This window comes from Caulobacter sp. Root655, assembly GCF_001427665.1.
GTDB lineage: Bacteria > Pseudomonadota > Alphaproteobacteria > Caulobacterales > Caulobacteraceae > Caulobacter.
The window spans coordinates 115,012-141,024 of record NZ_LMHC01000022.1 but is presented as its reverse complement, the minus strand read 5'-3'; the positions used below and the strand labels follow the sequence as shown (position 1 = coordinate 141,024).

The window sequence follows — 26,013 nt, the reverse complement described above, 5'->3', positions numbered from 1 at the left end:
GGCGCGGACGACCGATGACGGCTGCCCGCGCGCCGTGCTGATCGATCAGAACTTGTAGCCGATCGAGGCGATCCATTGCCGCGGCGGGATGAAGGTGTCGGTCACCTGGGCGCTGCCATACGGGTCGCTGAAGCGGGAGTTCAGGCCGGCGGAGTCGAACAGGTTGGTCACCGACAGCGAGGCGCTGATTTTGCTGTCGTCCGGCTCGTATTTGAAGAACAGGTTGACCACGTCGTAGGAGGGCACGGTGTCGATCGCCCCTTCGTTGAACAGACGGTACTGGTACTGGCCGCGGTAGGTGTACTCGGCCTTGGCCGTCAGGAAGCCAGGGCCCACATGATTGGTGTAGGTCGCGCTGACCGAGCCCTGCAGATCGGGCAATTTGGGGACGTCGTTGCCGTTGATGTTCTGGCGGGCGGCGTCGCGCGCCAGAACGGCGGGGAAGAAATTGCTCCAGAACAGATAGCCGGGGTAGCCGGCGGCGTTCTGAGCGGCCTCGGCCTTGGCCTGGTCCAGAGCGTAGTAGTCCTCGTCGAACTCGCCCTTCAGCAACGAAACTGAGCCTTCGACCCGCCAGTGCCGCGAGACCAGCCAGGAGGTCTCTGCCTCGAGACCATAGATCCAGGCGCTCGGCGCGTTGCTGGCGCCTTCGCCGTAGAGGATCGGGTCCTCCTCCAGGAACTGCATGTCCTTGTAGTCGTAGAGGAAGGCCGAGAGGTTCAACTGCAGGCGGTTGTCCAGGAAGCGGTTCTTCGAACCGATTTCCAGCGAGTCGACGACCTCGGGCTTGAAGGTGGGCTTGATCGAATAGGCGTTGCCGGACGCGGCCGAGCTGTTGATCCCACCGGGCTTGTAGCCGCGTGTATAGCTGGCATAGACCATGTTGGCCGGCGTGTACTGGTAGTTCAGCGCGATCTTGCCCGTGGTTTCCTGCGTGGTCAGGCCCTCGGTCGGCGCGGGCTGGAGATAGGCCCCGGACGTGGCCGAGCCGTTGCTGGCGCTCTCGCCGCTATAGCGGTCGTCGTTGTAGCGCAGGCCCGCGGTGAGGCTGAGCGCGTCGGTGATCTGGTAGGTCCCCTGGAAGTAGGCCGCCCAGGACTTGCGGACGATCGACGACAGTTCGGCATAGGAGACGGCGGCCACGCGCGGATCATTCCACGCCGTGTCCTCGGGCAGCGGCGGGGTGACCAGGTTGTTATCGTCGGCGTTGTACTCGACGATGTACTGCGCGTTGGTCGACTTCAGATAGACCGCGCCGGCGATCCACTGGAACGGCCCGTCGGTTTTGGACGTCAGGTTGAATTCCTGGGTATAGGACTTGCCCCGGCTGCGCCACAGGGCGACGTGGTCGTAGCGATAGCCGCCGAAGGTCAGGGGACTGTAGGTCTGGGCGTAGAACAGGTCGGCCGTCAGGGCGTCGCCGTCCCAGGCCTGCTCGCTGAGCAGCTTCTGATAGCTGCTGATCGAGGTCAGGGTCGCGAACGGCAGGTCGTATTTCACCACGGCGGAATAGAGTTTGGTGTCGACCAGCGACCGGCCTGGATAGTCCTGGGTCAGTTCGCGGGGATTGGGGTTCGGGTCGAGGATGTTCTTCTGGGCGGGGCCATTGGTGTCGCCCTTGTACTGGATCGTGCTGAGGGTTACCGAGAGGTCGTCGGTCGGCTTCCACAGGCCGGACAGCTTCCAGCCGGTCTCGTCGGCCTGGTCCAGCTCGTAGTCGGGACGGCCGGCGACTCCGGTCGCCTTGGCGTAGCCGTCGTGCTTGTAGCGCTGGACCGCGCCGCGGATCGCGACGGTGTCGCCGAGCGGGACGCTGACCGCCGCGTCCCCCTTGAACAGTCCGTGATTGCCGCCGCCGAGATTGACCGTGCCGTCGTAGTGGCTCAGCGTCGGCTTATTGCTGACCACATTGATCGTGCCGCCGGTCGAGCCCTGACCGAACATCGTGCCCTGCGGTCCGCGCAGCACCTCGACCTGGGCCACGTCGATGAAGGCGGCGTTGGCGGCGATCGAGTTGAAGATGTAGACGCCGTCGACGTGGTAGGAGACGCCTGGCTGGGTGTTGGTGTTTTCCGGGGTTTCGGAGCCGATGCCACGGATCGAGATGACGCGCTCGCCGCCGCCGCTGCGGGCCACGACCAGGCCGGGCACCATGCCGTTCAGGCCCGTGATGTCGGTGATGTTGCCCTGGGCCAGGGTCTCGGCGGTCACCGCCGACACCGACAGGGCGCTCTTTTGCAGATCGATCGGCCGCCGTTCGGCCGTGACCACGACCTCCTCCAACTGGGCGGCCTGCTGTTCATCGGCGACCGGGTCGGCCGCCAGGGCGGGTGTCGTCAGGACCGCGAGCGCGGACATCGACGTCGACAGCAGCAACGCGACCTTGGTGGTCGCCGTTCTGGAAGATTGGAAACGCATCAGCATGCCCCCTGTGCATTCGGCTGAACCGGTTTTGGCGCTGCCCGGACGAGCAAACCTCACCCCGGCGAGGTTGGGGGGCGGGGCGGGATTCATCTTGACGTCCGGCGCCCCATTTCTTGCGCTGCGCCACCCACGGCCCCTTCGCGCCGGGATGAGGTTGCACGATGAGCCGGGTTCTCGTGCCTGGATCGGCGCTCAACGCCGGCCGCGTGCGTGTTTGTGCAAGAGCTGAGGGCGTCAAGACGCAAGCCAATCGAGGGTTTTGCCTCCAAACAGCGTCGGCGGAGACCCAGCCGCGGCAATCCCCGGCAATTGCGTCGCCGCCAGGATTTGTGATTGCCCCTGCATCGCGCTGCCCGAACTTGAAGGGAACAGTCGATCCAAGTCCGGCCGGTGGTCAGTTCCGCGCAGGTCGGAAATCTGCTTCGAGATCATGCCCCGTGCGGTTGACGACCAACGCCTACCCGAAAGAGGAACGCCAGGAGGCTTGGCGCTTCGCGCTCCAGCGCCTGTCGGTCGAGTTGCTGGAGAGCCAATCGGAGATCTATGGCGAGCTGGTCACGTTCCGCTCCGCCCTGGACATGCAGTTCATCCGGATCGCCGGCACGCGGCAGTCCCTGGGGATCGACTTCAGCCAGAGTACGCCCTGTATCTGGCTGATCCTGCTGCTTGATGGCGAGCTGACCGTGACGAGCGGAGTAACGGTACGCGCTCTCGCCGAGGGCGACATGGTTTGCGGTAGCGATCTGGTCGGAGCGCGTCTGGACCTGCACGGTGACAGCCGGCTCTTGATCACCCGTGTTCCGCAATCCTTGCCCGCGCTGAAATCGCGCACGCCGGCGCCCGCCGTGATCACCTACCTGGACGGGGCGACCGGGCTCGGCAGCATGTTTTCGGGCTTGCTGGCCTCGGTCGCTGGAACCCTCGACGACGTCGAGGCCGATCAAATGCGACCCGTCGAAGCCGCCTTGCCCGAGTTCATCGCCGTCCTCCTGCTCGACGCGGCGGCCGAGAAGGATCGGGGCGGCTCTGCTGGCGGACGGGCGTCGTTGCTGGACCGCGTGTTCCAGACCATCGAGATGCGGCTCAGCGATCCCGACCTGGATCTGCAGCAGGTCGCCAAGGAGCACGGGATATCGTCACGCTATCTGCAGAAGCTCTTCGCCTCGATCGACGAGAGCTTTGGCCATTTCCTCAAGGCGCGGCGACTGGAGCGTTGCCGTCTCGACTTGGGAAGTCCGCTTCACGCCCAAAAGTCGATCTCGGAAATCCTCTTCCAATGGGGGTTCAACGACTCCGCGTCCTTTAGCCGGGCCTTCCGGGAGCAATATGGCGTCAGCCCGCGCGAATACCGCAAGACGCCCACGGCCAATGACGAGGGCGGACGGGTTCTGCTGCGTGGCTCGCCCGCCTCGGCTCGGAAACTCAAGCGGGGAGCGGCGCTCCCCCCGCCGGTCGAGGAAGACGACACGGAGATCGCCGAGTTCGCGCCACCCGAGGACGTCGTCGCGCCGCCCGTCGGACGTGGCGTGCGCCACCATCATCTGCCGGCCTCGCCCGAGACCATACACTGGGGCTATTTCAGCCGCGCGCTCAAGCCGGTGATCGAGGTCGAGTCCGGCGACTACGTCACGATCGAAACCCTGACCCATCACGCCTATGACGACTATGAGCGGATGATCGAAGGCGACGCCGGGGCCGAGAGCGTCTTTCGCTGGACGGCGGAGGGCAAGGCGGTCGACCGGCGCGGTGCGGGCCCGGTGGACGGCTCGGCGCTGGGGCGCGGCGCGGGGGAGGGGTTTGGCGTGCATATCTGCACGGGACCGATCGCGATCGCCGGCGCCAGGCCCGGCGACGTGGTCGAGGTCAAGATCCTGGAGATCACGCCGCGTCCCAGCCAGAACAGCCGCTTCCTCGGGCGCACCTTCGGTAGCAACGCCGCCGCCTATTGGGGCTTTCACTACAACGACCTGCTGACCGAGCCCAAGCCGCGCGAGGTGGTGACGATCTATGAGGTCGAGCACCAGCACGGCCGATCCTGCGCGCACGCCGTCTACAACTACCGCTGGACGCCGCAGACCGATCCCTTCGGCGTGGTGCACGATCGCATCGACTATCCCGGCGTGCCCGTGAATTTCGACACCGTGGTGCGAAACTTCGACGTGCTGCGCGACGTCGAGGTGCCGGTCCGGCCGCACTTTGGCGTGGTCGCCATGGCGCCCAATCACCCCGATCCGGTGGACTCCGTGCCGCCCTCCAATTTCGGCGGCAACATCGACAACTGGCGGCTCGGCGCCGGCGCCAGCATCTTCCTCCCCGTGGCGGTGCCTGGCGGCCTACTTTCGTTGGGCGATCCCCACGCTTCGCAGGGCGATTCCGAACTGTGCGGCACGGCCATCGAGTGCTCGATCACCGCGGTGATCCAGATCATCCTCCACCCGGCCAAGACCGCGCGCGAACCGCTCAAGGATCTTGACTATCCGCTGCTCGAAACCAAGGACGAATGGGTGATCTTCGGCTTCAGCCACCCTGAATATCTGAAGGAAATGGGACCGTCGGCGCAGAGCGAGGTCTATAAGAAATCCTCGCTCGACCTGGCCATGCGCGATGCGTTCAGGAAGGCGCGGCGGTTCCTGATGACCACGCGCAATCTCAGCGAAGACGAGGCGATTTCGCTCCTTTCGGTGGGCGTCGATTTCGGCGTCACCCAAGTAGCGAACGGCAACTGGGGTATCCACGCCATCATCCGCAAGGCCATGTTCGCCAGCTAGGGCGCGTTGCTTGCGCTACGGCGCCGGCGTCCAGGATTTACGATCGGCGTAGGCGGCTTCCAGCAGATCCAGGCGGCTTTTCCCAAACCCCTCGGTCGCGACCGGACCGACCTTCGAAAACGCCATCAGGGTGTCGTTCGCGAGGGTGTAGGCGGGCCAGGTCGGCAGGCCCGGGCCATTGGGGTTTCCGGTCCGCGCGAAGTTGATCCAATAGCCCTGAATCGTTTCGGCGATCGCCGCGTCGCGCGTCGACCAGGGCTTGGGCCATCTCTGGTCGGGGTTGGCGAAAACCACCTCGATTTCCGCGTCATGGCCCGCGCCGGTCGTGGTCTCCGGCGCCGCGTCCGGCACGTATCCATAGCGATAGAGCCAGGTGGCGACGCCCCGCCGCGCCGTTTGCCGGGCTCGGAAGCGCGCCGGTTCGACCATCGCCGCCTCGCCCCAGAGCTTGGCGACGGCGGATTTCCGATCCAGCCCCTCGGTCTCGTAGAGCGAGAGGGCGGCGTCGCCGCGCTCGCCCAAGGTCTTGAGGAACGCCTCGTCAAGGCCAGGCAGCCAACGCAGCAGGCTCTCCTCCTGGCTATTGGCGCCGACCAGATAGGGGATGCGGGCGAACGCGCCGGCGTGGAAGGCATCGTCGGTGGATTGGGTGACGACCGTTCCGTCGATCACCGGAGAAGCCACGACGGTGACGGGCCCGTCCCAGACCCTGTCGGCGGGTAGGGCGCGCAAGGCCTTGATGTCTTCGGCGACTCCCGCCGTCTTCGCCCAAGCCGCGCCCTCGGCTTCGGCGGCGGCGAAGGTCTTGAGGTCGCTGCTCGAGCCGCCCGATTGCGCGATCGCCTTGGCGAAAAGGCCCTCCGCCAAAGGTGAGGCCATCAGGAAATTCACCGAAGAGGCGCCGGCCGATTCCCCGAAGATCGTGACGTTGGAGGCATCGCCGCCAAAGCTGGCGATATTGTCCCGCACCCACGCCAGCGCCGCGATCTGGTCGAGGAGGCCAAAGTCCGCGACAGGGTGGTCCCCCTGCTCGCGACGCAAGGCAGGATGAGCGAACGTGCCGAAGCGCCCTAGCCGGTAGTTCAGGGTCACCAGGATCACGCCCCTGCTGGCGAAGGCGCCGCCGTCGTAACTGGGGAAGGAGCCCGCGCCCATGATGAACGCGCCGCCATGAATCCAGACCATCACCGGCCGTCGATCGCCTGAGGCTCGCGGTCGCCAGACATTGAGATAGAGGCAGTTTTCGCTGGTGGAATTGATGAAGCCAGGGCCCGGCGGCGACGACATTGGCTCTTGGATGCAGTCTGGGCCGAAACGCTTGGCCGGTCGGGCGCCTGTCCACGGGGCGACGGGAGCGGGCGGGCGCCACCGCAAGTTTCGCACGGGAGGGGCCGCGAATGGCACGCCGAGGAAGGCCAAAACGCCGCCTCTATCCACCCCCTCAATGGCGCCGCTCTTCGTGGCGACGATGGGCCCGGCAAGGGCGCTTGCGTGTAAGGTCACGGCGACGAAGAGAACGCCGCAATATCGGATGATCCCGCGCAAGTCGCCGACTCCGGTTTGAAACGGCCTTACGGCCGCGGTCCTTTTCTCACGAGACCGCCCGCCGGACTTGTTGGAGGGCGTACAAGATCTTGTCGATGCGCCGGACGCTTGAATGAACGGTACGATCGTCGGATCAGCTTCAGTCCGGCCTCTTGAGGCTTGTGTCTTCTATCCAGGAACGTCTCGGTTTCGATCTTCACGCCCGACGCCGCCAATTGATTGACGGCGCAGGCGATAGCCGCGCTTGGAATTGGCATGGCTCTAAGGCTGGCGTTCTCCTTCCACCCGCGTTAGCAGACCGCCCCATGATCCGCCTCGACAACATCTCCAAGCAGAACGGCCACCAGATCCTGTTCATCGAAGCCTCGATGGGCATCCAGAAGGGTGAAAAGGTCGGGCTGGTCGGTCCGAACGGCGCCGGCAAGACGACGCTGTTCCGCATGATCACCGGCCAGGAGCAACCCGACGACGGACTGGTCGCGATCGATCCCGGAATGAGGATCGGCTATTTCAGCCAGGATGTCGGCGAAATGTCGGGCCAGAGCGCGGTCGCCGCGGTGATGGATGGCGTCGGTCCCGTCAGCGCGCTGGCCGCCGAAATGGCCAGGCTCGAGGCGGCCATGGTCGATCCGGACCAGGCCGATGAACTGGACGCGATTCTCGAACGCTATGGCGAGGCGCAGGGGCGCTTCCAGGAACTGGACGGCTATGCGCTGGACGCGCGGGCGCGTGAGGTGCTGGCCGGCCTGAGCTTCAGCCAGGAACGCATGGATGGCGATGTCGGCCTGCTGTCCGGCGGCTGGAAGATGCGCGTGGCGCTGGCCCGCATCCTGCTGATGCGGCCCGACGGCATGCTGCTGGACGAGCCCAGCAACCACCTCGACCTGGAAAGCCTGATCTGGCTCGAGGCCTTCCTCAAGACCTATGACGGCGCCCTGTTGATGACCTCGCACGACCGCGCGTTCATGAACCGCATCATCGGCAAGGTGGTGGAGATCGACGCGGGAACGTTGACGAGTTATTCGGGCGATCTCGATTTCTACGACCAGCAGCGCGCGCTCGGCGAACAGCAGCGCCAGGCGCAATACGAGCGCCAGCAGGCCATGCTGGCCAAGGAAATCAAGTTCATCGAGAAGTTCAAGGCGCGCGCTTCGCACGCCGCCCAGGTCCAGAGCCGGGTCAAGAAGCTCGACAAGATCGAACGCGTCGAGGCGCCGCGCCGTCGCCAGTCGGTCCAGTTCGACTTCCAGAGCCCGCCGCGGTCGGGCGAGGACGTGATCAACCTGCGCGATGTCCATAAGGGCTACGGCGCCCAGTCGATCTATGAGGGCCTCGATTTCCTGGTGCGCCGCAAGGAACGCTGGTGCGTCCTGGGCGCCAACGGCGCCGGCAAATCGACTCTGTTGAAGCTGGTGGCCGGCGACACCAAGCCCGACCAGGGCACGGTCAACATCGGCGCCAGCGTCAGGATGGGCTATTTCGCCCAGCACTCCATGGACCTGCTGGACGGCGAAGAGACGATCTTCGAGTCTCTGGAGCGCTCGTTTCCGCAGGCGGGCCAAGGGAGCTTACGCACCCTGGCGGGGTGCTTCGGCTTCTCCGGCGACGATGTCGAGAAGCCCTGCCGCGTCTTGTCCGGCGGCGAGAAGGCGCGTCTGGTCATGGCCAAGATGTTGTTCGATCCGCCGAACCTGCTGGTGCTCGACGAACCGACCAACCACCTCGACATGGCGACCAAGGAGATGCTGGTCGCGGCGCTGGCGGACTTCGAGGGCACCATGCTCTTCGTCTCGCACGACCGCCATTTCCTGGCGGCCCTGTCGAACCGCGTGCTGGAACTGACGCCCGAGGGAGTCCATCAGTACGGCGGCGGTTATACGGAATATGTCACCCGCACGGGCCAGGAAGCGCCGGGGCTGCACCCGGGAGGGTAGGGGGTTTTTGAGCTTTTTCTTGCGGATTTATATATCGATATGTTTGTTAATTGGGATATTCTGTTCGAAACTTAGGTTTGTATATTAAAGAAATGGGCGAAATAGACAGTAATTAGGACATCGCCTTAGGCATTGGGTGCGGCGACTGATCCGCCGCATCCGGCGTCATCTGTCGAGAATCCCGCGCATCGGGTGTGGCGGGTTGTCGGGATGGTTCCTGATAGGGCGCAGCGGGGGCAGAATCTTCGCTGAGAAGGTGGCTCACACAGACCGAAATCGCATCCCCCGACTTACAACGCTGACGAGCAACTGCTAAAGCTTGACCATTGTAGCTGCGAGAGCGTGAGGCGGTGTTTGGTGAGTAAGTCTGTCCGAGCCGCGCGAAGCATCCCGCTCAACGTTGAGCTTCCCCTGATTCCCGAAGGCCCGACCATGCCGGACACAGGCATGGGACCTCGAACATTCGTCCCACGACCTCGAGCGCGAACCGGTCTCGGACGCATCGTCCTCATAGCCGCGTTTAGCCTGTTGGCGGCGGTAAAGATGGACGTTTCGCGCGCCGAAGCCGCCGTACCGGCGAGCCACCGCGTCAGCGGCGCGGGTGTCGCCCCCGCTACGGCCTGGGGCGTATATGGCGGCGCCACCACCCACACCACGGGCGTCGCGGCCTGGACCTCGCCTTCACCTGAAATCCGGGCCTTGGGCCGGGCGTTAGGCGCCAATCGGCTGCCCGCGGATACGTTCGCGCAGAACGTCGCGCGTTATGTCCGAAATAACATCGCGACCGAGTTTAGGTTCGGCCTATCCAAGGGCGGACGCGGCGCGCTCATCGATGGGTCCGGCACGGCTTTCGATCAAGCCGAACTGATGGTCCAATTGCTGGCGCAGGGAAACGTCGCGGCCTCTTATCAGATTGGGACGATTTCACTGTCGGCCCAGCAGTTCGGCGCGTGGACTGGTCTGGTCAAGGATCTGGACTCGGCCAATCAGGTCTTTTCCGTAGACGCCCGAGCTGCCTGCAAATTTCTGGCCGACGGCGCGATCCCCCTGGCCATTGGCGGCAGTAGCGACTGCAACGCGATAAGTGGCAATCTGCCGACGACCGCGAACGCTGTCACCCTAGGCCATGTCTGGGTCACGGCGAACGGCAAGGCGTATGATCCGGCTTTCAAGGTCAACCGGCTGAAGGCTGGGGTCGATATCGCGGCGGCCGCGGGCTGTGGAACCCAGGCCTCCAACACCTGTGGCTCAGGCCTCGTCGGCGCGATGATGAACGGGGCTTCGGCCGTGACCCAGGGGGGCATGGACACCCTGACCAGCCTGAACGAGCCCGCGCTGGGCGACAAGCTTCAGGCCTATGCGCAGAATGTGCAGACCTATGTCGCCGCCACTCTGCCGGCCGCGAACCTCAGTGACATCGTCGGCGGAGCGGAGCTCGACCAGACCTATGACCCGGTCCCCGCCGGCGCGTTGCCCTATGTCAGTCAATCGGTCGTCGAGATCAGCGGCGCCGTTCCGGACCAGTACCGCACCACGCTGCGCGTCGCGGCCGCGCCTTTCGACGTGACGTTCTTCGCCGATGAGATCGCCGGCCGGCGCACCCTTCTGGTGCCCTACGCCAAACAGTTGTTTACCGACGACATCCTCGTGCAGACGGTTTCAGGCGCGCCGGCAAAGACCGTCACCCTGACGGCCACGCACCCCTACGTCTCGTCCACCCCGGGCCACCGCACCGAAACGGCGTCGCTCGACTATGGCTACGGACCCTGGGTCGACCCCATTGCTTCTCATAGCGGGCCCATTTTGATCATGGCGTCATGGGGAGACACCATGCCAAGCGCGGCCAGCTACTATTCCGCGCTGCAGAAGGCCAATCCCAGTCCGTTTGTTGGATCTTCCGGCGCGCCCGCCGGCGACTGTCGAGCTAATCTGCGACACAAGGGGGGCAATACGACAGACGTCCTGGACTCCTGTCGCGCCGACTCCGCTCTTTCGAGCGCGGCGCAGTTGGTCATCCAGCAGGCGCTTGCGCGCCGAATGCTGGCCCGCGTGGCCGGTGTCTCGATCACCCAGCACCACAGCCTGGGCATTCAGGTCAACAACGTGCTGAACTCCGGCACGACCATCTACAAGGTGTTCAACGAGGTCAGCAGTTGGTCGATCGAGAGTCAAAAGAGCGACGTATCGGCCGAGACCGCCACGTTCGCCGCCCTGGCGTCGCTAAGCGCGATGCAGGAAGGCTCCGTCCTGCAGCAGACCGCCGACACCAATCATGCGGGCAGCACGGCGTCGGCCTTCTTTCTGGCCAACCGCAACGGGGCGACCTTCTACGATGTGCCGGCGGCGTCGATGGCGTCGTTCGCCCCGACCCTGAAGGGGCCATATATCTATTCGACCGGCCCCTACGCGCTGAAAAACATACCTGCCGAATATGTTTCGATCCTCAGTGGCGCGGCATCTTCTGGCACGCGGTTCATCGTCCCGCAGTACACGGCTTTGCCGACCCTCAACGGCAGCTACATGCCGGCGGGGCCGGGCGCGAGCGTCGGCCAGGACGCCAGTGGCGGCGTGTCCTACCTGTTCAACATGACCTACAAAGGGGGGGCGGACGCCTTGCGTCGCGACCCGGCCAAGGAAGCGCAGGATCTGATCAAGCAGACCGCGGCCGCTCTGGCCGCCAAGAGCTACGCGTCAGTCGACTTGGCCAGCGGCGACCTGAAGATGAGCCCGCCGGCCGATCTGGTCACCGGCGTGGGCGGTTTTCCTTTTGCGCTGGCGATGCAGCGAACCTATGTGTCCGGCGCGGAGACCAGCGAAACCAACGAACTCTATGAGCGCTCGGTCAACTATCAGCCGGTGCCGCCCAAGACCATGGGCACAAAGGGCGTCGCGCCGACCTACGACTATACCTACGACGGTCCTGACGCGGACGTGGGAGGGCGTATCGGCGGCGGCTGGACCTACAATTTCGCGATCTCCGCGCGAGTCGGCAACGACGCCATGGGGCTGTTGGGCAAGAGCGGCGGTCTCGATGCGAGCGCCGCGATCAGTACGCTCTACGCCCTCGTCGAGCTGAATCGGTCCACCGGCTTCCAGGTGCGGATGGCCGACATCCTAGCCAACCACTGGCTAGGCGCCCGCTTCATGCGTAACGCGATCACCGTGCGGGTCGGCCCGGAAAGCAAATCCTTTCACCTACTCCCCGACAAGACCTACAACGCCGCTCCGGGCCAGGCTGACCGGATCGTGATCGTTAACGGCGTCGGCATCCAGAACGACATCATCAAGAGTTACAGCACTTCAAAGTTCGAATACGTCGACGCCAGCGGCAATCGCCTTCGCTTCAACCCCACGCATGGCGACGTTTACATCGGCGATGGCGCCGCCAACTGCGCATCAACCCAAAGCGCGAACTTCCTGCCCGACGACTGGGTGTTTGTTGGCGGGGTAAAGGTCACGTTCACCTACCAGGGAAATTGCGTCACCTATCGTGAGATTAGCGATAACACATGGTTGGAGGAACCAAGCAGCACCTACATCGGAAAGACGTTCCTGCTGACGAAGGTAGCCAACTCCACAGGTCGATCGCTCACATTCTCATACCCCAGTCAGTACTCGTCACTGGGTCAGCACATCACTGGCGTGACGGATGAGAACGGACGGACCGTGAGCTATGCCCTGACGGACTGTCCGCCGCTCTACGCCAACAATGGTGGCGGCCAGGCGACGGAGCGCTACCTCACCTGCAACAACCTGACCGTGACCGCGGCCGAGGGCGTCACCCGCTACAGCTATGCGCCCGGCGCGGACTCGCCCGACCCGGCCGGGGCCGTTCGGCCGACCTATCGTCTGCGGCGATGGTACTCGCCCTTGAACACGGCGACGCCCTTCGAGACGGTTGTCTACGATGATCTCTACCACGTCGCGTCGATCACCGACGCCAACCAGCATGCGGTCCGCTACTATCTCGCGACGGTTTCGCCCGCTGACGCCTTCAAAACCGTCGACATTCTGGACGCTTCGGGCGCCACCAGCACAACGCGCTTCAACGCGGCGAGCGCGCCGATCGAAGCGATCGACCCGCTCAATCGTACGACGCGCTGGGTCTATGACGGTCTGAACCGCAAGTCGCTTGAGGTGCGTCCGGAAAAGGACTCCACCGCGTGGACGTATGACGTCCGCTCCAACCTGGTGTCGACCACCTCGCACCCGAAGCCCGGCAGCGGGCTGGCCGATATCGTCACGCGCACGGTCTACGGCGAGGAGGAGACCGTGCGGCTCTGCGTCAACATACTGGTCTGCAACAAGCCGATCCGCGAAGTCGACGCCAAAAACGCCGCGACCAAGCTGGAGTGGGACGCGTCCGGCACTCTGTCTTGGATCGAACCTCCGCTCGACGCCAATGGCGGGGCGCCGCGTACGGACTACGCCTACCAGAGCTTCACCGGAACAGACGGCGTCGCCTTCATGCTGTTGAGCGGCAAGACCGACAGGATCGGCGCAAGTCAAACCCTGGTGACCACCTATGACTATGACACCACCAACCACTTCACCTGGAAGTCGGCGACGGTGGACCCCGGCCACCTCAACCTGCGCACCTGCTTCAAGTTCGATGTGGTCGGCAACCTTATCGGGACCACCGATCCGCGCGCGGGAGTCTGTCAATGAGCCGCCTGATCGCCTGTCCCGCGGCGGGCAGGGTTTGGAGCGTCGCGGCGCTGCTGCTGGCGGCCGTGATGGCGCTGGGTGTGATCGCACCGGCCCGGGCCCAGACGGCGAGCGACTATACCACCTACTACCAGTGGGATTTCCACCGCCGCCTGACGATGAAGATCGGTCCTGACCCGGACGGGTCGAGCCCACGTCCTGACGGTACGGCCTCGGCCAAGCGGCGGGCCGAGAAATACACCTATAACGCCAATGGTCAGCTGATCCAGACGGACGTGGGGACGGTGACTTCGGTGGCGGTGTCGGCCACGGGCGTGGTCTCTGTCACCGATTGGACGGCCGAGCAGAGCGCCCAGGTGCGTTACGACGCGGTCGGCAACAAGACCCAGGTCTATGCGGCAGGAACCGCGCCGACCCTGACCCAGACCGGCTATGACGCCGATGATCGTCCGATCTGTTCGCGGGTTCGGATGGATGCCTCGCAATTCGCCAGTCTCTATGCGGCCACGGACACGCCCGACGCCTGCGCCGCGCCGCCCGTGAGCCAGAACCCCGACCGTATTACCAGGACGTTCTACGATCCCGCCGGTCAGGTCACGAAGGTGGTCCAGGCGCTAGGCGTCAAGATTTCGGCCGGTTTCGCTTCCGAGGACGAGAGCGAACACGCGACCTATACCTATACGCTCAACGGCAAGCCGGCGACGATCGAGGACGCGCGCCACAACCGTACCGCCTTGCGCTATGACGGCTTCGACCGGCTTTGTCGCCAGGAGTTCCCGTCGACCGCGGTCGGGGCCCAGACCTCCAACGGTCCGCCGGCCCCGCCAAACCAGGACTATCTGGCCTGCCGCGCGACCCTGGTCGACGCCCAGGTCGCCACGACCGGCGACTTCGAGGAATACGGCTACGACGCCAGCGGCAACAAGGTCTGGCGGCGTAAGCGCGACAACGGGGGGCAGAGCTACACCTACGACGCCCTCAACCAGATGACGCTCAAGAGCGGCGCCAACATCGCCGCGGTCAACTACACCTACGACCTGATCGGCAAGCCCGCCGCCGTGACGTTCGGGGTCGGCGGTCCGGGGGTCGCCTATGGCTATGACACCGCGGGTCGCTTGACCTCCGAGGCGAGCTATGGCCGCGAATTGCAGTTCCAGTACGACGCGGCCGGCCACCGCACCAAGGTCACCTGGCCCGACGGCGCCTACGCCGCCTATGCCTATGATGCGGCCGGCCAGCCCAAGACGGTGGCGGGGTGGACGGGCGGCGCGAGCGATACGCTGGCGGCGTCCATGACCTATATCCATGACGACCTGGGCCGGCGCAGCGACCTCAACCGCGTCAGCAACGCCAAGGACCACTTCGGCTACGACAGCAATAGCCGCCCGACCAGCTGGAGCCTGACCTTCGCCGGAACGGGCAAGAACCAGAGCGACGTGCTGGGCTACAATCCTGCCAGCCAGCTGGTCAGCGAGGCCCTGGGCAACGACCTCTACCTGTGGACCGGCGTCAGCAACAGCCTGGCGGCCACGGCCGACGGCCTCAATCGCGACGCGGGGATCGTCGCGGTCAGCGGCTACGATCTCAACCAGAACCTGATCAAGGAAAGCGGCCGTACCTTCACCTATGATGGCGAGAACCGCCTGACGACGGTGACCGGTCCCGCAAGCGCCACCCTGTCCTACGACCCGCTCGGTCGGCTGCGCGAGACCAGCGTCAACGGCCTGGTCACCCAGTTCCTCTACGACGGCGACAAGTTGACCGCCGAATTCAGCGGCTCGGGAACCACGCCTCTTCGCCGCTACCTGCACGGGGTCGGCGCGGACGTGCCGTTGGTCTGGTTCGAGGGCGCGGGCCTGACCGACGCCCGCTATCTGCACGCCGACCGTCAGGGCTCGATCGTCGCCTGGTCGGACGCCGCCGGCGTCTCCCAGGCGACCTACACCTACGGTCCCTATGGCGAGCCGGGCGACAACTGGGCGGCGGGCTCGCGCTTCCGTTATACAGGGCAGATCGCCCTGCCGGAGCTGAAGCTCTACCACTACAAGGTCCGGGTCTATGATCCGGTGCGAGGTTGGTTTCTCCAAACCGACCCCATCGGCTACGGCGATGGCCTGAATATGTACGCCTATGTGGGCGATGATCCGGTCAATGGCACGGACCCGACGGGCACATTCGGCGTGCTTAACAACAAATGTCCAGCGGGTAGTCGCTGCACAAGCACCAATCCCCAGGCTTCGAACATGGCCGCGGGTGGCGGGTCGCCCAGTGGTGGGATCGGTGGTGACATCAATTTTGGTGCGAGAGAGTCGGCGAGCAACGTGTCGAACCTGTACTCGAACCTGGGGCGAGGCGGCGACGATGAGATGCATCAATTCGGCGCCGCGGCCACGGACGCCGGCCTGCGCGGCATCACCGAGACATGGGAAAATGGCCTTATAAAGATACACGACACCGCCTCATTGTTTTGGGGGGCGGGCGAGGCTAAGGCGGCTTGGTCTGCGTACAGGCTTTCCCGCAGCGCCAGCTATATGCAAATCGAAGGTTCGGGCTTCAGAATATCGAAGTACTACTACGCAAAGCTCCTAAGCGAAGGCCGGCCCACACCCGCGCTCGTGGCGAGAGAAGTATTGTCGACTTACAAAACCAAAATCCCCGATCCGAGCGGTTTCTGGGGTTTTGAGAAGTATTCAAATGGTCATTGGGAATTGATATATAACAAGTGGACCGGAGTAATATCCCATCTACAGCCAATAAAGCCGTGAATTATGTGCGAAGAAATATTGGATAAAATGTTCTGCCGCGCGGTGAAATTCGTTGAGGCGAATTCATCCGGGGCCGATATCGAGTTTTACGTAGAAAAAAGAGAAGATGAATCCGAAATTGGGACTCTTTTTTCAGAGCCATGTATTGAATACGTTCGTCTGAAATTAAGGAACGTATTGCAGGATTTGAGTGGCGTTGAATTTTCCGAAAATCTTGAAGTGTTTACGAGGATTGAGGCTTTGCGCCATATTATAGCCAGGGCGGTTTTCCTTTACAGGCTGAACGTGGGCGATGATTTGGAGGCGTTTTGCCGTGAGTACGACCATCTCCATGAGGCGTGGGAGCGCAGGAAGCTATGGTCGGTGATGCAAAAGTGATTGTGATTGCGGCGGCCGTTTGGCGGCCTGCCGCTTCCGGGCTTTGACCAAGGGGTCGGCGACTTTGAAGGGCTTGGTCTAGTTGGTCGCCGGTCGTGCTCGGACAGGGCGAGGCGATGTTCGCCGGCATCGATCTTCCGACGCTCGGCTTTCGCGTCGCCGAGCACCAGGCTAGCGAGCATGCTCCCCATTGTGTTCGCCCGGTAGGTCGGTGGCCAGGGCGCGTAATCCGGCCTGAGCCGGGACTGAGAATCTTTGCCGGAATGTCCTGTTTCTGGCCGCGCCGCGATGTCCGCGACTGCCCGATCGCCTCGGCCGTTTTGACGTGGATGGCGCGAGGCGGGCTCAAGCAGGCTCAAGGCGGATATGCCCTTTGGCGGCATGCGGCGCTATCCGCGATATTTTCAGCGCGGATGAAAGCCAAAGCTTGGAAATTTATAGTAAATCTCAACGTTGCTTGCAGCTTGTAGTCTCCGTGCGCATTTCCGCGTCGATCAATTGTAAAAAACTCGCGAATTCCGTCGGGCTTACTGTCTCCGTAACCTTCCCTTAACGCCTCGCGGACACCTTCGCGCGAGTTGGTTGCCGTTGGGGCAGGAGGTTGCGTGAGGACCCGCTTTTCAGCCGCGCGCTCGCGACTGGCCGGGCGCCGCGCCTCCTCGCCGCCTTCCCCCATCGCCTTCCGAATTTCCCCCATTTCCGTCCTGACGCACGCCTCGGTTCCGAGGCGCGGCGCGTGATGGACAGCTTGTCGAGGACGCCGCCCATGAACGCCCAGGCCGCCCGCGTGAACACCGCCCGACGTTCCGGCCGCCGGGGCGGACTGCTCGCCGGCGCCGGGGTGGCGGCGCTGACCCTGGCCCTGCTGCACGCCGCGCCCGCCCGGGCCGCCGAGTATCCGGTGACCACCTATGGGGACCTGATCGCAGCGATCAACACGGTGAACGGCAACGCCGACCCCAACCCGACGATCGTCCTGACCGGCGACATGGTGGTGACGAGCACCGCCCTGCCGTTGATCACCAAGCCGATCACCATCGACACCCGGGGTCACACCATGTTCGGCAGCGGGACGAACACCGCGGGAGTGCTCAGGCCGTCGGGACCCTACACGACCGGAAGCCTGACCTTGGTCGGTGCGCTCACCGGCATCAGCGGCGGCGTCGCGAGCACGGTAACGGGTGGAGCCGGCCTGCAGGTGAGCTTGGGCGCCGTCGTCACCAACAACGCGACGATCACCGGCGGCGCCGGCGGTCAGGCCGGCGGCGTGGGTGGTCGTGGCGCCACCGTGACGGGGGCCAATTCCACGCTCGTCAACAATGGGACGATCACCGCCGGCATGACCTATATCGGAACCACGTCCGTTGCGGGCGTTCATGTCTTCGCGGGCGGCACGCTGGTCAACAACGGGGTGGTTCAGGGGGCGAACAGCCCGGGCGGCTTCTCGGGCGTAGGCGTCGATCTGGGCAGCGCCAGCGCGCCCAGCACGCTGGTCAACAACGGCGTCATCCGAGGCGGCTCCGGTTCGAGCAGCTCGAGCAACGTTGGTCTTGTCGTGCGCGTCGCCAACCAGCCGATCGTCAATACCGGCGCGATCGAAGGCGGAGATGGATCGGTCGCGGTCACCGCCAACGGCGGCGCCTCGGTCACGCTGATCAACAGCGGCGCCCTGCGGGCCGGGGCCGGCCAGGCGACGGCGCTGCAGATGGGCACGGGCCAGCTGACGCTGGAGCTCCAGTCGGGATCGGTGATCCAGGGCAATGTCGTGGCCAGCGCGGCCGGGACCACCGACATCCTGCGCCTGGGCGGCGCGCCCACCGCGACGTTCGACGTCTCGACCGTCGGCGCGACGGGCCAGTACCGGAACTTCAACGTCTTCCAGAAGGTCGGGATCGGCGCCTGGAGGCTGGTCGGCGAAGGCACGGCGACCACCAACTGGGATATCCAGCAGGGCGTCCTGATGATCGGCGACGGCGCGACCAGCGGCAGCATCATCGGCGACGTGGCCAATGCCGGCTCCCTGGCCTTCAACCGGTCCGACACGCTGACCTATGGCGGGGTGATCAGCGGCAGCGGCGCGGTCAGCCAGTCGGGGCGGGGCACGCTGATCCTGTCGGGCGTCAACACCTATACCGGCCTCACCACGATCACCGCCGGCGTGCTGGCGGTGTCGAGCGACGCCAATATGGGCGACGCCAGCGGCGGGATCGCCCTGACCTCCGGCACGCTGCGGACGACCGCCAGCTTCACCAGCGCCCGCACCGTGGTGCTGCCGCACGTGGGCACGCTGGAGACCGACGCCGGAACCACCTTCACGCTGGGCGGCGCGATCCTCGGGGCCGGTCAGCTGGTCAAGGCCGGCGGCGGAACCCTGGTGCTGACGGCCGACCAGACGTATTCCGGCGGCACGGTGATCAGCGCCGGCGCGCTGCAGCTGGGCGACGGCGGCGCGGCGGGCGGGGTGCTGGGCGATATCGTCGACAACGCCGAGCTGATCCTGAACCGGGCCGGCGTCACCACCGTCTCCAACCGGGTCCTGGGCACGGGCGGCGTCCGCAAGATCGGCGGCGGGACCGCCATCCTGACCGCCGACAACACCTATGCCGGCGGCACGACGATCAGCGCCGGCGTGCTCCAGCTGGGCGACGGCGGGACCAGCGGCTCCATCGTCGGCGACGTCGTCGACGACGGGGGCCTGGCCTTCGACCGTTCGGACGCGGTGACCTTCGCCGGCCTGATCTCGGGAACGGGCGGCGTGCGCCAGATCGGCGGCGGGACCACCATCCTGACCGGAAGCAACAGCTATGCGGGGGCGACCGACGTCACCGCCGGCACGCTGCGCGTCAATGGCGACCAGTCGGCCGCGACCGGCCCGACCACCGTCTTCAACGGCGCGCGGCTGGGCGGCTCCGGCGTGATCGGCGGCGACGTGACCGTGGCCGGCGGCGGGATCCTGGCGCCCGGCAACAGCCCTGGCGTGCTGACCATCAACGGAGACTTGGTCCTGTCGTCCGGCTCGCTGCTCGACTACGAGTTCGGCCAGGCGAACGTCGCGGGTGGGCCGCTCAACGACCTGACCGTGGTGAACGGCGACCTGACTCTGGACGGCGCCATCGACGCCACGGTGACGGCCGGCGGCAGCTTCGGAGCCGGCGTCTACCGGGTGATCAGCTACAGCGGCGCGCTGACGGACAACGGCCTGACCATCGGCGCCATGCCGCCAGGCAGCGTCGTCGGCGTCCAGACCTCGGTCGCGGGCCAGGTGAACCTGGTCAATTCGGCCGGGGCGACGGTCAATTTCTGGGACGGCGCGGTGGGACCGAAGCTGGATGGCCAGGTCAACGGCGGTAACGGCGTGTGGCAGGCCAACGCCGGCAACGACAACTGGACCGACATCACCGGCACCTTCAACGCCGGCTACTTCGATGGCTCCTTCGCGGTCTTCATGGCCGCGCCGGGCACGGTGACGGTCGACAACGGCCTGGGCGCGGTCACCGCGTCGGGCCTGCAGTTCGCCAGCAACGGCTATGTGATCACCGGCGGCGACATCACGCTGATCGGGCCGCAATCGATCGTCCGGGTCGGCGACGGCACGGCGGCGGGCGCGGGGATGACCGCGACGATCGGATCGGCGCTGACGGGCGCGAGCCAGCTGGTGAAGACCGATCTGGGCACGCTCGTGCTGACCGGCGCCAACAGTTACGCCGGCGGCACGCGGATCGACACCGGCACGCTCCAGATCGGCGATGGCGGCGCGACCGGCGGCGTCACCGGCGACATCATCGACAACGCCGCGCTGGTGGTGAGCCGCTCGGGGGCCATCGCGCTGGACGGCGTTATCTCGGGAAGCGGTTCGCTGACCAAGCTGGGCGTCGGCGCGCTGACCCTGACTGGAGCCAACACCTATACCGGCGGCACCACCATCACCGGCGGGGCGCTGCAGATCGGCAACGGCGGCACGACCGGCGGCGTCGCGGGCGACATCGTCGACAATGGCGCGCTACGGTTCAATCGCTCGGACACGCTGACCCTGGGCGGGGCTATCTCGGGCAGCGGCTCGGTCAGCCAGGCGGGACCGGGCACGACGATCCTGACGGGCGCCAACAACTATGCCGGCGCGACCGACGTCACGTCGGGCACGCTGCTGATCAACGGCGACCAGTCGGGTGCGACGGCGCTGACCAGCGTGGCGTCCGGCGCGACATTGGGCGGCGTCGGCACGATCGGCGGAAACGTGACGGTGGCGGACGGCGGCACGCTGGCGGCGGGTGACACCGGTGTCGGCACGCTGACGATCAACGGCGACCTCACGCTCGGCGGCGCCTCGCGGATCGCCTTCGAGTTCGGTCAGGCCGGCGTGGTGGGCGGCGCGTTCAATGACCTGGTCAATGTCGGCGGCGCCCTGACCCTGGACGGCACGATCGACGTGACGCAGAGCGCGGGCGGCAGCTACGGCGCCGGCGTCTACCGTGTCCTCAACTATGCGGGCGCGCTGACCAACAACGGGCTGACCATCGGCGCGCTGCCGCCCGGCGCGACGGCCTTCGTCCAGACCTCGGTCGCCGGACAGGTCAACCTGGTCGATGTCGGTGGGCTGAACCTGAACTTCTGGGACGGCGTGGCCGGACCGAAGTTCAACGGCGTGGTCAATGGCGGCAGCGGCGTCTGGCAGGCCCATGGCGGCAACGACAACTGGACCGATCTGAACGGTGCGGTCAACGCAGGCTATTCGGACGGCGCGGTCGCGATCTTCTCGGGCGCGCCGGGAACGGTGACCGTCTCCAACACCCTGGGCGCGGTCACCGCGTCGGGCATGCAGTTCGCCAGCAACGGCTATGTGATCACCGGCGAGGCGGTGGCGCTGGCGGGGCCGCAGGCGTCGATCCGCGTCGGCGACGGCAGCGCGGCGGGCGCGGGCTACACCGCCACCATCGCCAGCGCACTGACCGGCGCCAGCCAGGTGGTGAAGACCGACCTCGGCACGCTCGCGCTCACGGGCGACAACACCTACACGGGCGGCACGCGGATCGAGGGCGGCGTGCTGCGGATCGGCAATGGCGGCGCGACGGGCAGCATCATCGGCGACATCGTCGACAACGCCGCGCTGGTGGTGAACCGCTCGGGCGCCCTGACCCTGAACGGCGTGATCTCGGGCTCCGGCTCGCTCACCAAGCTCGGCGACGGCGAGCTGACCCTGACCGGCCTCAACAGCTACGTTGGCGGCACGACCATCAGCGGCGGTGCGATCAGCATCTCGCTCGACGACCATCTGGGCGCCGCGACCGGCGGCGTCACCCTCAGCGGCGGCACGCTGCGCACCACCACCTTCAGCGTGACTTCCGACCGGGCCGTCAATCTCGCGGGCGCCGGCACGTTCCTCACCGACAGCGCCCTGGTGCTCCGCGGCGCGGTCTCGGGCGTCGGCCCACTCATCAAGGACGGCGCCGAAGCGCTCTTCCTCACGGCCGACAACGGCTACACCGGCGGCACGACGATCAACGCCGGCATGCTGCAGCTCGGCAACGGCGGCGTGACCGGGAGCGTCACCGGCGATGTCGTCAACAACGGCCGGCTCGCGTTCAATCGTTCGAACACGCTGAGCCTGGGCGGGGTGATCTCGGGCAGCGGCTCGGTCAATCAGGCGGGACTGGGCACGACGATCCTGACGAGCGCCAACAGCTATGCCGGCGTGACCGACGTCACTTCGGGCATGCTGCTGATCAACGGCGACCAGTCGGGCGCGACGGCGCTGACCAGCGTGGCGTCTGGCGCGACATTGGGCGGCGTCGGCACGATCGGCGGAAACGTGACGGTGGCCGATGGCGGCGCGCTGGCGCCGGGCGCCGGCGGAGCAGGCGCGCTGAGGATCAACGGCGACCTGTCGCTGGCCGCGGACTCCAAGCTCGCCTACGACTTCGGCGCCGCCAACGCGGCGGGAAGCCCGCTCAACGACGTGGTCAATATCGGCGGCGACCTGACGCTGGACGGCACGGTCGACGTCGCGATCACGCCAGGCGGCGCGTTCGACATCGGCCTCTACCGGATCGCCAACTATGGCGGCGTGCTGACCAACAACGGGCTGGCGATCGGCACGACACCAACGGGCGCCGACGTGTTCGTTCAGACCTCGGTCGCGGGCCAGGTGAACCTGGTCAACACCGGTTCGGCGGTCCTCAATTTCTGGGACAGCGGCCCCGCGTCGAACAAATTCAACAACGCTGTCGATGGCGGCGGCGGCGCGTGGCTTGCCGCCACCGGCGACAGCTGGACGGACGCTACCGGCGCGGTGAACGCGCCCTATGAAAACGGCGGCTTCGCGATCTTCACGGGCACGGGCGGCACGGTCAGTATCGACAACAGTCTCGGCGCGGTCACGGCCTCGGGCCTGCAGTTCGCCAGCAACGGCTATCGGTTCATCGGCGGCGCGCTGACGCTCACCGGGCCGCAATCGACAATCCGTGTCGGCGACGGCACGGTTGGCGGCTCGGCCTACACCGCCACGATCGACGCGCGGATCGCGGGCGCCGCTCAGCTGGTCAAGACCGACCTCGGCACGCTGGTGCTCGCCGGAGCCAACAGCTTCACCGGCGGCGTCGCGATCAACGGCGGCACGCTGCGGATCGCGAGCGACGCCAATCTCGGCGCGGCCGCGGGCGGCCTGAGCTTCAATGGCGGGACGCTCAACACCACGGCCGACGTCAGTTCGGCCCGAGCGGTCAACCTCTTGGGACAGGCCGTGTTCTCCACCGACGCGGGCACGACGCTGACCCTGACCGGAGGCATTGCCGGCGCGGGCAGTCTCGACAAGGCGGGCGCCGGCACGCTCGTGCTGGCCGGCGCCGGCAGCTACACCGGCGGCGCCACGATCGGCCAGGGCACGCTGCTCGTGAACGGCGACCACGGCGCGGCCACGGGGCTCATGACCGTCGGCGGCGGAGCGACGCTGGGCGGCGTCGGCGCGATCGGGGGAGACGTCAGCCTGAACGGGACGCTGGCGCCGGGCGCGGGGGGCGTCGGCACGCTGACGATCAACGGCGATCTGGCGATCGGGTCGGCCGCCATCCTCGCCTATGAATTCGGCCAGGCGAATTTCGCGGGCGGAGCGCTCAACGACCTCGTCAATGTCGGCGGCGACCTCACGCTCGACGGCACGATCAACGTGACCGTACCGGCCAGCGGCGCGTTCGGCGCCGGTGTCTACCGCGTGATCAACTATGGCGGCGCGCTCACCGACAACGGCCTGACCCTTGGCGCGCTGCCGGCGGGCGGCGCTGTCACGGTACAGACCTCGATCGCGGGCCAGGTGAACCTGGTCAACGCCTCGGGCCTTGCGCTCAACTTCTGGGACGGGGCGGCTGGCCCCAGGAACAACGGCGCCATCAACGGCGGCGGCGGCGTCTGGCAAGCCAGCGGCGGCGACAACTGGACGGACACCGGCGGCGCGGTGAACGCGGCCTATTCCAACGGCGCCTTCGCGGTGTTTGGTGGCGCGAGCGGTACGGTCACGGTCGACAATGGCCTTGGCCAGGTGTCGGCGGCGGGCTTGCAGTTCGCGACCGGCGGCTACACGATCACCGGTGGCGCGATCGCGCTGACCGGGTCGCAGGCGACGATCCGCGTGGGCGACGGCAGCACGGCCGGGGCCGGCTACACCGCCACGATCAACGCGGCGCTGTCGGGCGCCTCGCAACTGGCCAAGACCGACGCCGGGACGCTCGTGCTCGGCGGGACCAACAGCTATGCCGGCGGCACGCTGATCAATGGTGGCGTGTTGCAGATCTCGAGCGACGCCAATCTCGGCGCGGCCGCCGGGACCGTGACGTTCGACGGAGGGACGCTCGCGACCAGCGCCAGCCTCTCCAGCGCGCGCGGCTTCGCGGTCGCGGGCGCCGGCGCGATCTCGACGGCCAGCGGCACGACGCTCACCCTCACCGGCGCGCTCTCGGGCGGCGGGACCTTGACCAAGACGGGCGGCGGCGCGTTGCTGCTGGTCGGCAACGGCGGGGCCCATGTGGGCGCGACCATCGTCGGGACCGGGACCCTCACGGTGGACGGCGTGCTGGGCGGCGCGACCACCGTCGCGGCGGGCGGTCGGCTGGAGGGCGTCGGCCGGGTCGGAAGCGTCGTCAACATCGGCGTGGTCGCGCCGGGCGGCGAGGCGCTGGGGACTCTGACCCTGACGGGCGGCTATGCCGGCAACGGCGGCACGCTCGAGATCGCGACCGCGCTCGGCGGGGATGCGTCCCCGACCGACCGGCTGGTGGTCAATGGCGACACGTCAGGCGCCACCGAGGTCGTCCTGACCAACCGGAACGGACTGGGCGCCCAGACCGTCGAAGGCGTCAAGATCATCGACGTCGCCGGCGCTTCGAACGGGGCGTTCACCCTGCGCGGCGACTATCAGTTCCAGGGCAGTCCGGCGGTGATCGCCGGCGCCTATGGCTATCGCCTGTACAAGGGCGGCGTGGCCACGCCCGCCGATGGCGACTGGTATCTGCGCTCGGCGCTGCTGGTCGGCGGGGGGCCGCAGGTTCCACTCTACCAGCCCGGGGTTCCGGTCTACGAGACCTACGGCCAGACGATGCTGGCGCTGAACGCCTTGGGCACGATGCAGCAGCGCATCGGCGAGCGGCAGTGGGGGACGACGCAGGACGGCCAACGCTCGGGCCTCTGGGGCCGCGTGCAGGCCAACCGCTACCGCCCCAACGCGACCGTTTCGACCAGTCTCGCCGATCTCGACCTCGACAGCTGGAACCTGGAGTTCGGCGCCGACCATGTGCTGAGCGAGCGCGAAGACGCCACCCTGGTGCTGGGCGTGCTCGCCGGCCTTGGCGAGGCCGAGGCGGAGATCGGCTCGGTGTTTGGCGACGGGAGCATCAAGACCAAGGACTACAGCGCCGGCGCGACGCTCAGCTGGTACGGCCCCCGAGGCTTCTATGTCGACGGCCAGGTCCGGGCGACCTGGTTCGACAGCGATCTCAGGTCCACGGTGCTCGGCGCGCTAACCGACGGCAATGACGGCCACGGTCAGGCCTACAGCGTCGAATTGGGCAAGCGTTCGCCGATCGACGCCAAGCTGTCGTTCACGCCTCAGGTCCAGGTGATCTATTCGACTGTCGGGTTCGACCGGTTCGCCGATCCGAACGATGCGGAGGTCTCGTCCGGCCGCGGCGAAAGTCTCAAGAGCCGCTGGGGCCTGGCCATCAATCGGCAAGACGCCAACAGCCATCTCTATGCCGTGGGCAATCTCAGCTACGAGTGGCTCGATGGAACCGTGTCGAACGTCTCCGCCACGCCAGTCACGCGCGCCAATGACCGCCTCTGGGGCGAGTTGGGCGTCGGCGGAACCCTGACCGTCGGCAGCCTTCGCCTCTACACCGAAGCGTCGGCCGACACCGCCATCAACGATTTCGGCCACAGCTACAGCCTGAAGGGCACGGTGGGACTGAGGCTGGCGTTCTAAAGGCGACCAGGGCCAGAGCCCTTGAGAGCCGCCGACGCCGACCTTGCCACGGGCGCGGCCGGCAGGAC

8 protein-coding genes are annotated in these 26,013 nt (G+C 66.3%); 6 read left to right on the top strand and 2 right to left on the bottom strand.

Going from position 1 to position 26,013, the window contains the following annotated elements:
• Positions 1–45 precede the first annotated feature (45 nt).
• The gene (locus tag ASD79_RS14485) at positions 46–2,418 is read right to left on the bottom strand and encodes a TonB-dependent receptor (RefSeq protein WP_235524454.1); all 2,373 of its coding nucleotides are present in this window, start codon (positions 2,416–2,418) and stop codon (positions 46–48) included.
• A gap of 167 nt (positions 2,419–2,585) precedes the next feature.
• On the opposite strand from ASD79_RS14485, the gene ASD79_RS14480 reads away from it, so the two are divergent.
• Positions 2,586–5,192 (top strand): acetamidase/formamidase family protein, encoded by a 2,607-nt coding sequence (locus ASD79_RS14480; RefSeq protein ID WP_235524453.1) that lies wholly within the window; start codon positions 2,586–2,588, stop codon positions 5,190–5,192.
• Between the two features lie 15 nt (positions 5,193–5,207).
• Here the strand turns inward: ASD79_RS14480 and ASD79_RS14475 are convergent, their stop codons facing one another.
• Positions 5,208–6,737: a carboxylesterase/lipase family protein gene (locus tag ASD79_RS14475; protein WP_156400510.1), complete on the bottom strand. Its 1,530-nt coding sequence runs from the start codon at positions 6,735–6,737 to the stop codon at positions 5,208–5,210.
• Between the two features lie 305 nt (positions 6,738–7,042).
• Between ASD79_RS14475 and ASD79_RS14470 the strand changes: the two genes are divergently transcribed.
• From ASD79_RS14470 to ASD79_RS14450, 5 genes are all read left to right on the top strand, one after another.
• Complete coding sequence (locus ASD79_RS14470; RefSeq protein ID WP_056722818.1) at positions 7,043–8,671, top strand: ABC-F family ATP-binding cassette domain-containing protein; 1,629 nt, start codon at positions 7,043–7,045, stop codon at positions 8,669–8,671.
• Between the two features lie 543 nt (positions 8,672–9,214).
• A complete protein-coding gene (locus tag ASD79_RS14465) occupies positions 9,215–13,339 on the top strand; it encodes a hypothetical protein (protein ID WP_056722817.1) in 4,125 nt (1,374 codons plus the stop codon).
• Positions 13,336–16,104 (top strand): RHS repeat-associated core domain-containing protein, encoded by a 2,769-nt coding sequence (locus tag ASD79_RS14460; protein ID WP_056722815.1) that lies wholly within the window; start codon positions 13,336–13,338, stop codon positions 16,102–16,104. The genes ASD79_RS14465 and ASD79_RS14460 overlap by 4 nt, the downstream gene beginning before the upstream one ends.
• Positions 16,105–16,122: 18 nt before the next feature.
• On the top strand, positions 16,123–16,482 hold the full coding sequence (locus tag ASD79_RS23950) for a hypothetical protein (protein ID WP_156400509.1): 360 nt from the start codon (positions 16,123–16,125) through the stop codon (positions 16,480–16,482).
• A gap of 766 nt (positions 16,483–17,248) precedes the next feature.
• Complete coding sequence (locus tag ASD79_RS14450) at positions 17,249–25,945, top strand: autotransporter outer membrane beta-barrel domain-containing protein (protein WP_056722812.1); 8,697 nt, start codon at positions 17,249–17,251, stop codon at positions 25,943–25,945.
• The last annotated feature ends 68 nt before the right edge of the window (positions 25,946–26,013 follow it).

Bases quoted from the DNA above. Each gene is read 5' to 3' on its own strand.
- ASD79_RS14450 (WP_056722812.1), top strand. From the start codon at position 17,249: ATGAACGCCCAGGCCGCCCGCGTGAACACCGCCCGACGTTCCGGCCGC.
- ASD79_RS14480 (WP_235524453.1), top strand. From the start codon at position 2,586: ATGAGCCGGGTTCTCGTGCCTGGATCGGCGCTCAACGCCGGCCGCGTG.
- ASD79_RS14465 (WP_056722817.1), top strand. From the start codon at position 9,215: ATGGACGTTTCGCGCGCCGAAGCCGCCGTACCGGCGAGCCACCGCGTC.
- ASD79_RS14485 (WP_235524454.1), bottom strand. From the start codon at position 2,418: ATGCGTTTCCAATCTTCCAGAACGGCGACCACCAAGGTCGCGTTGCTG.
- ASD79_RS14470 (WP_056722818.1), top strand. From the start codon at position 7,043: ATGATCCGCCTCGACAACATCTCCAAGCAGAACGGCCACCAGATCCTG.
- ASD79_RS14460 (WP_056722815.1), top strand. From the start codon at position 13,336: ATGAGCCGCCTGATCGCCTGTCCCGCGGCGGGCAGGGTTTGGAGCGTC.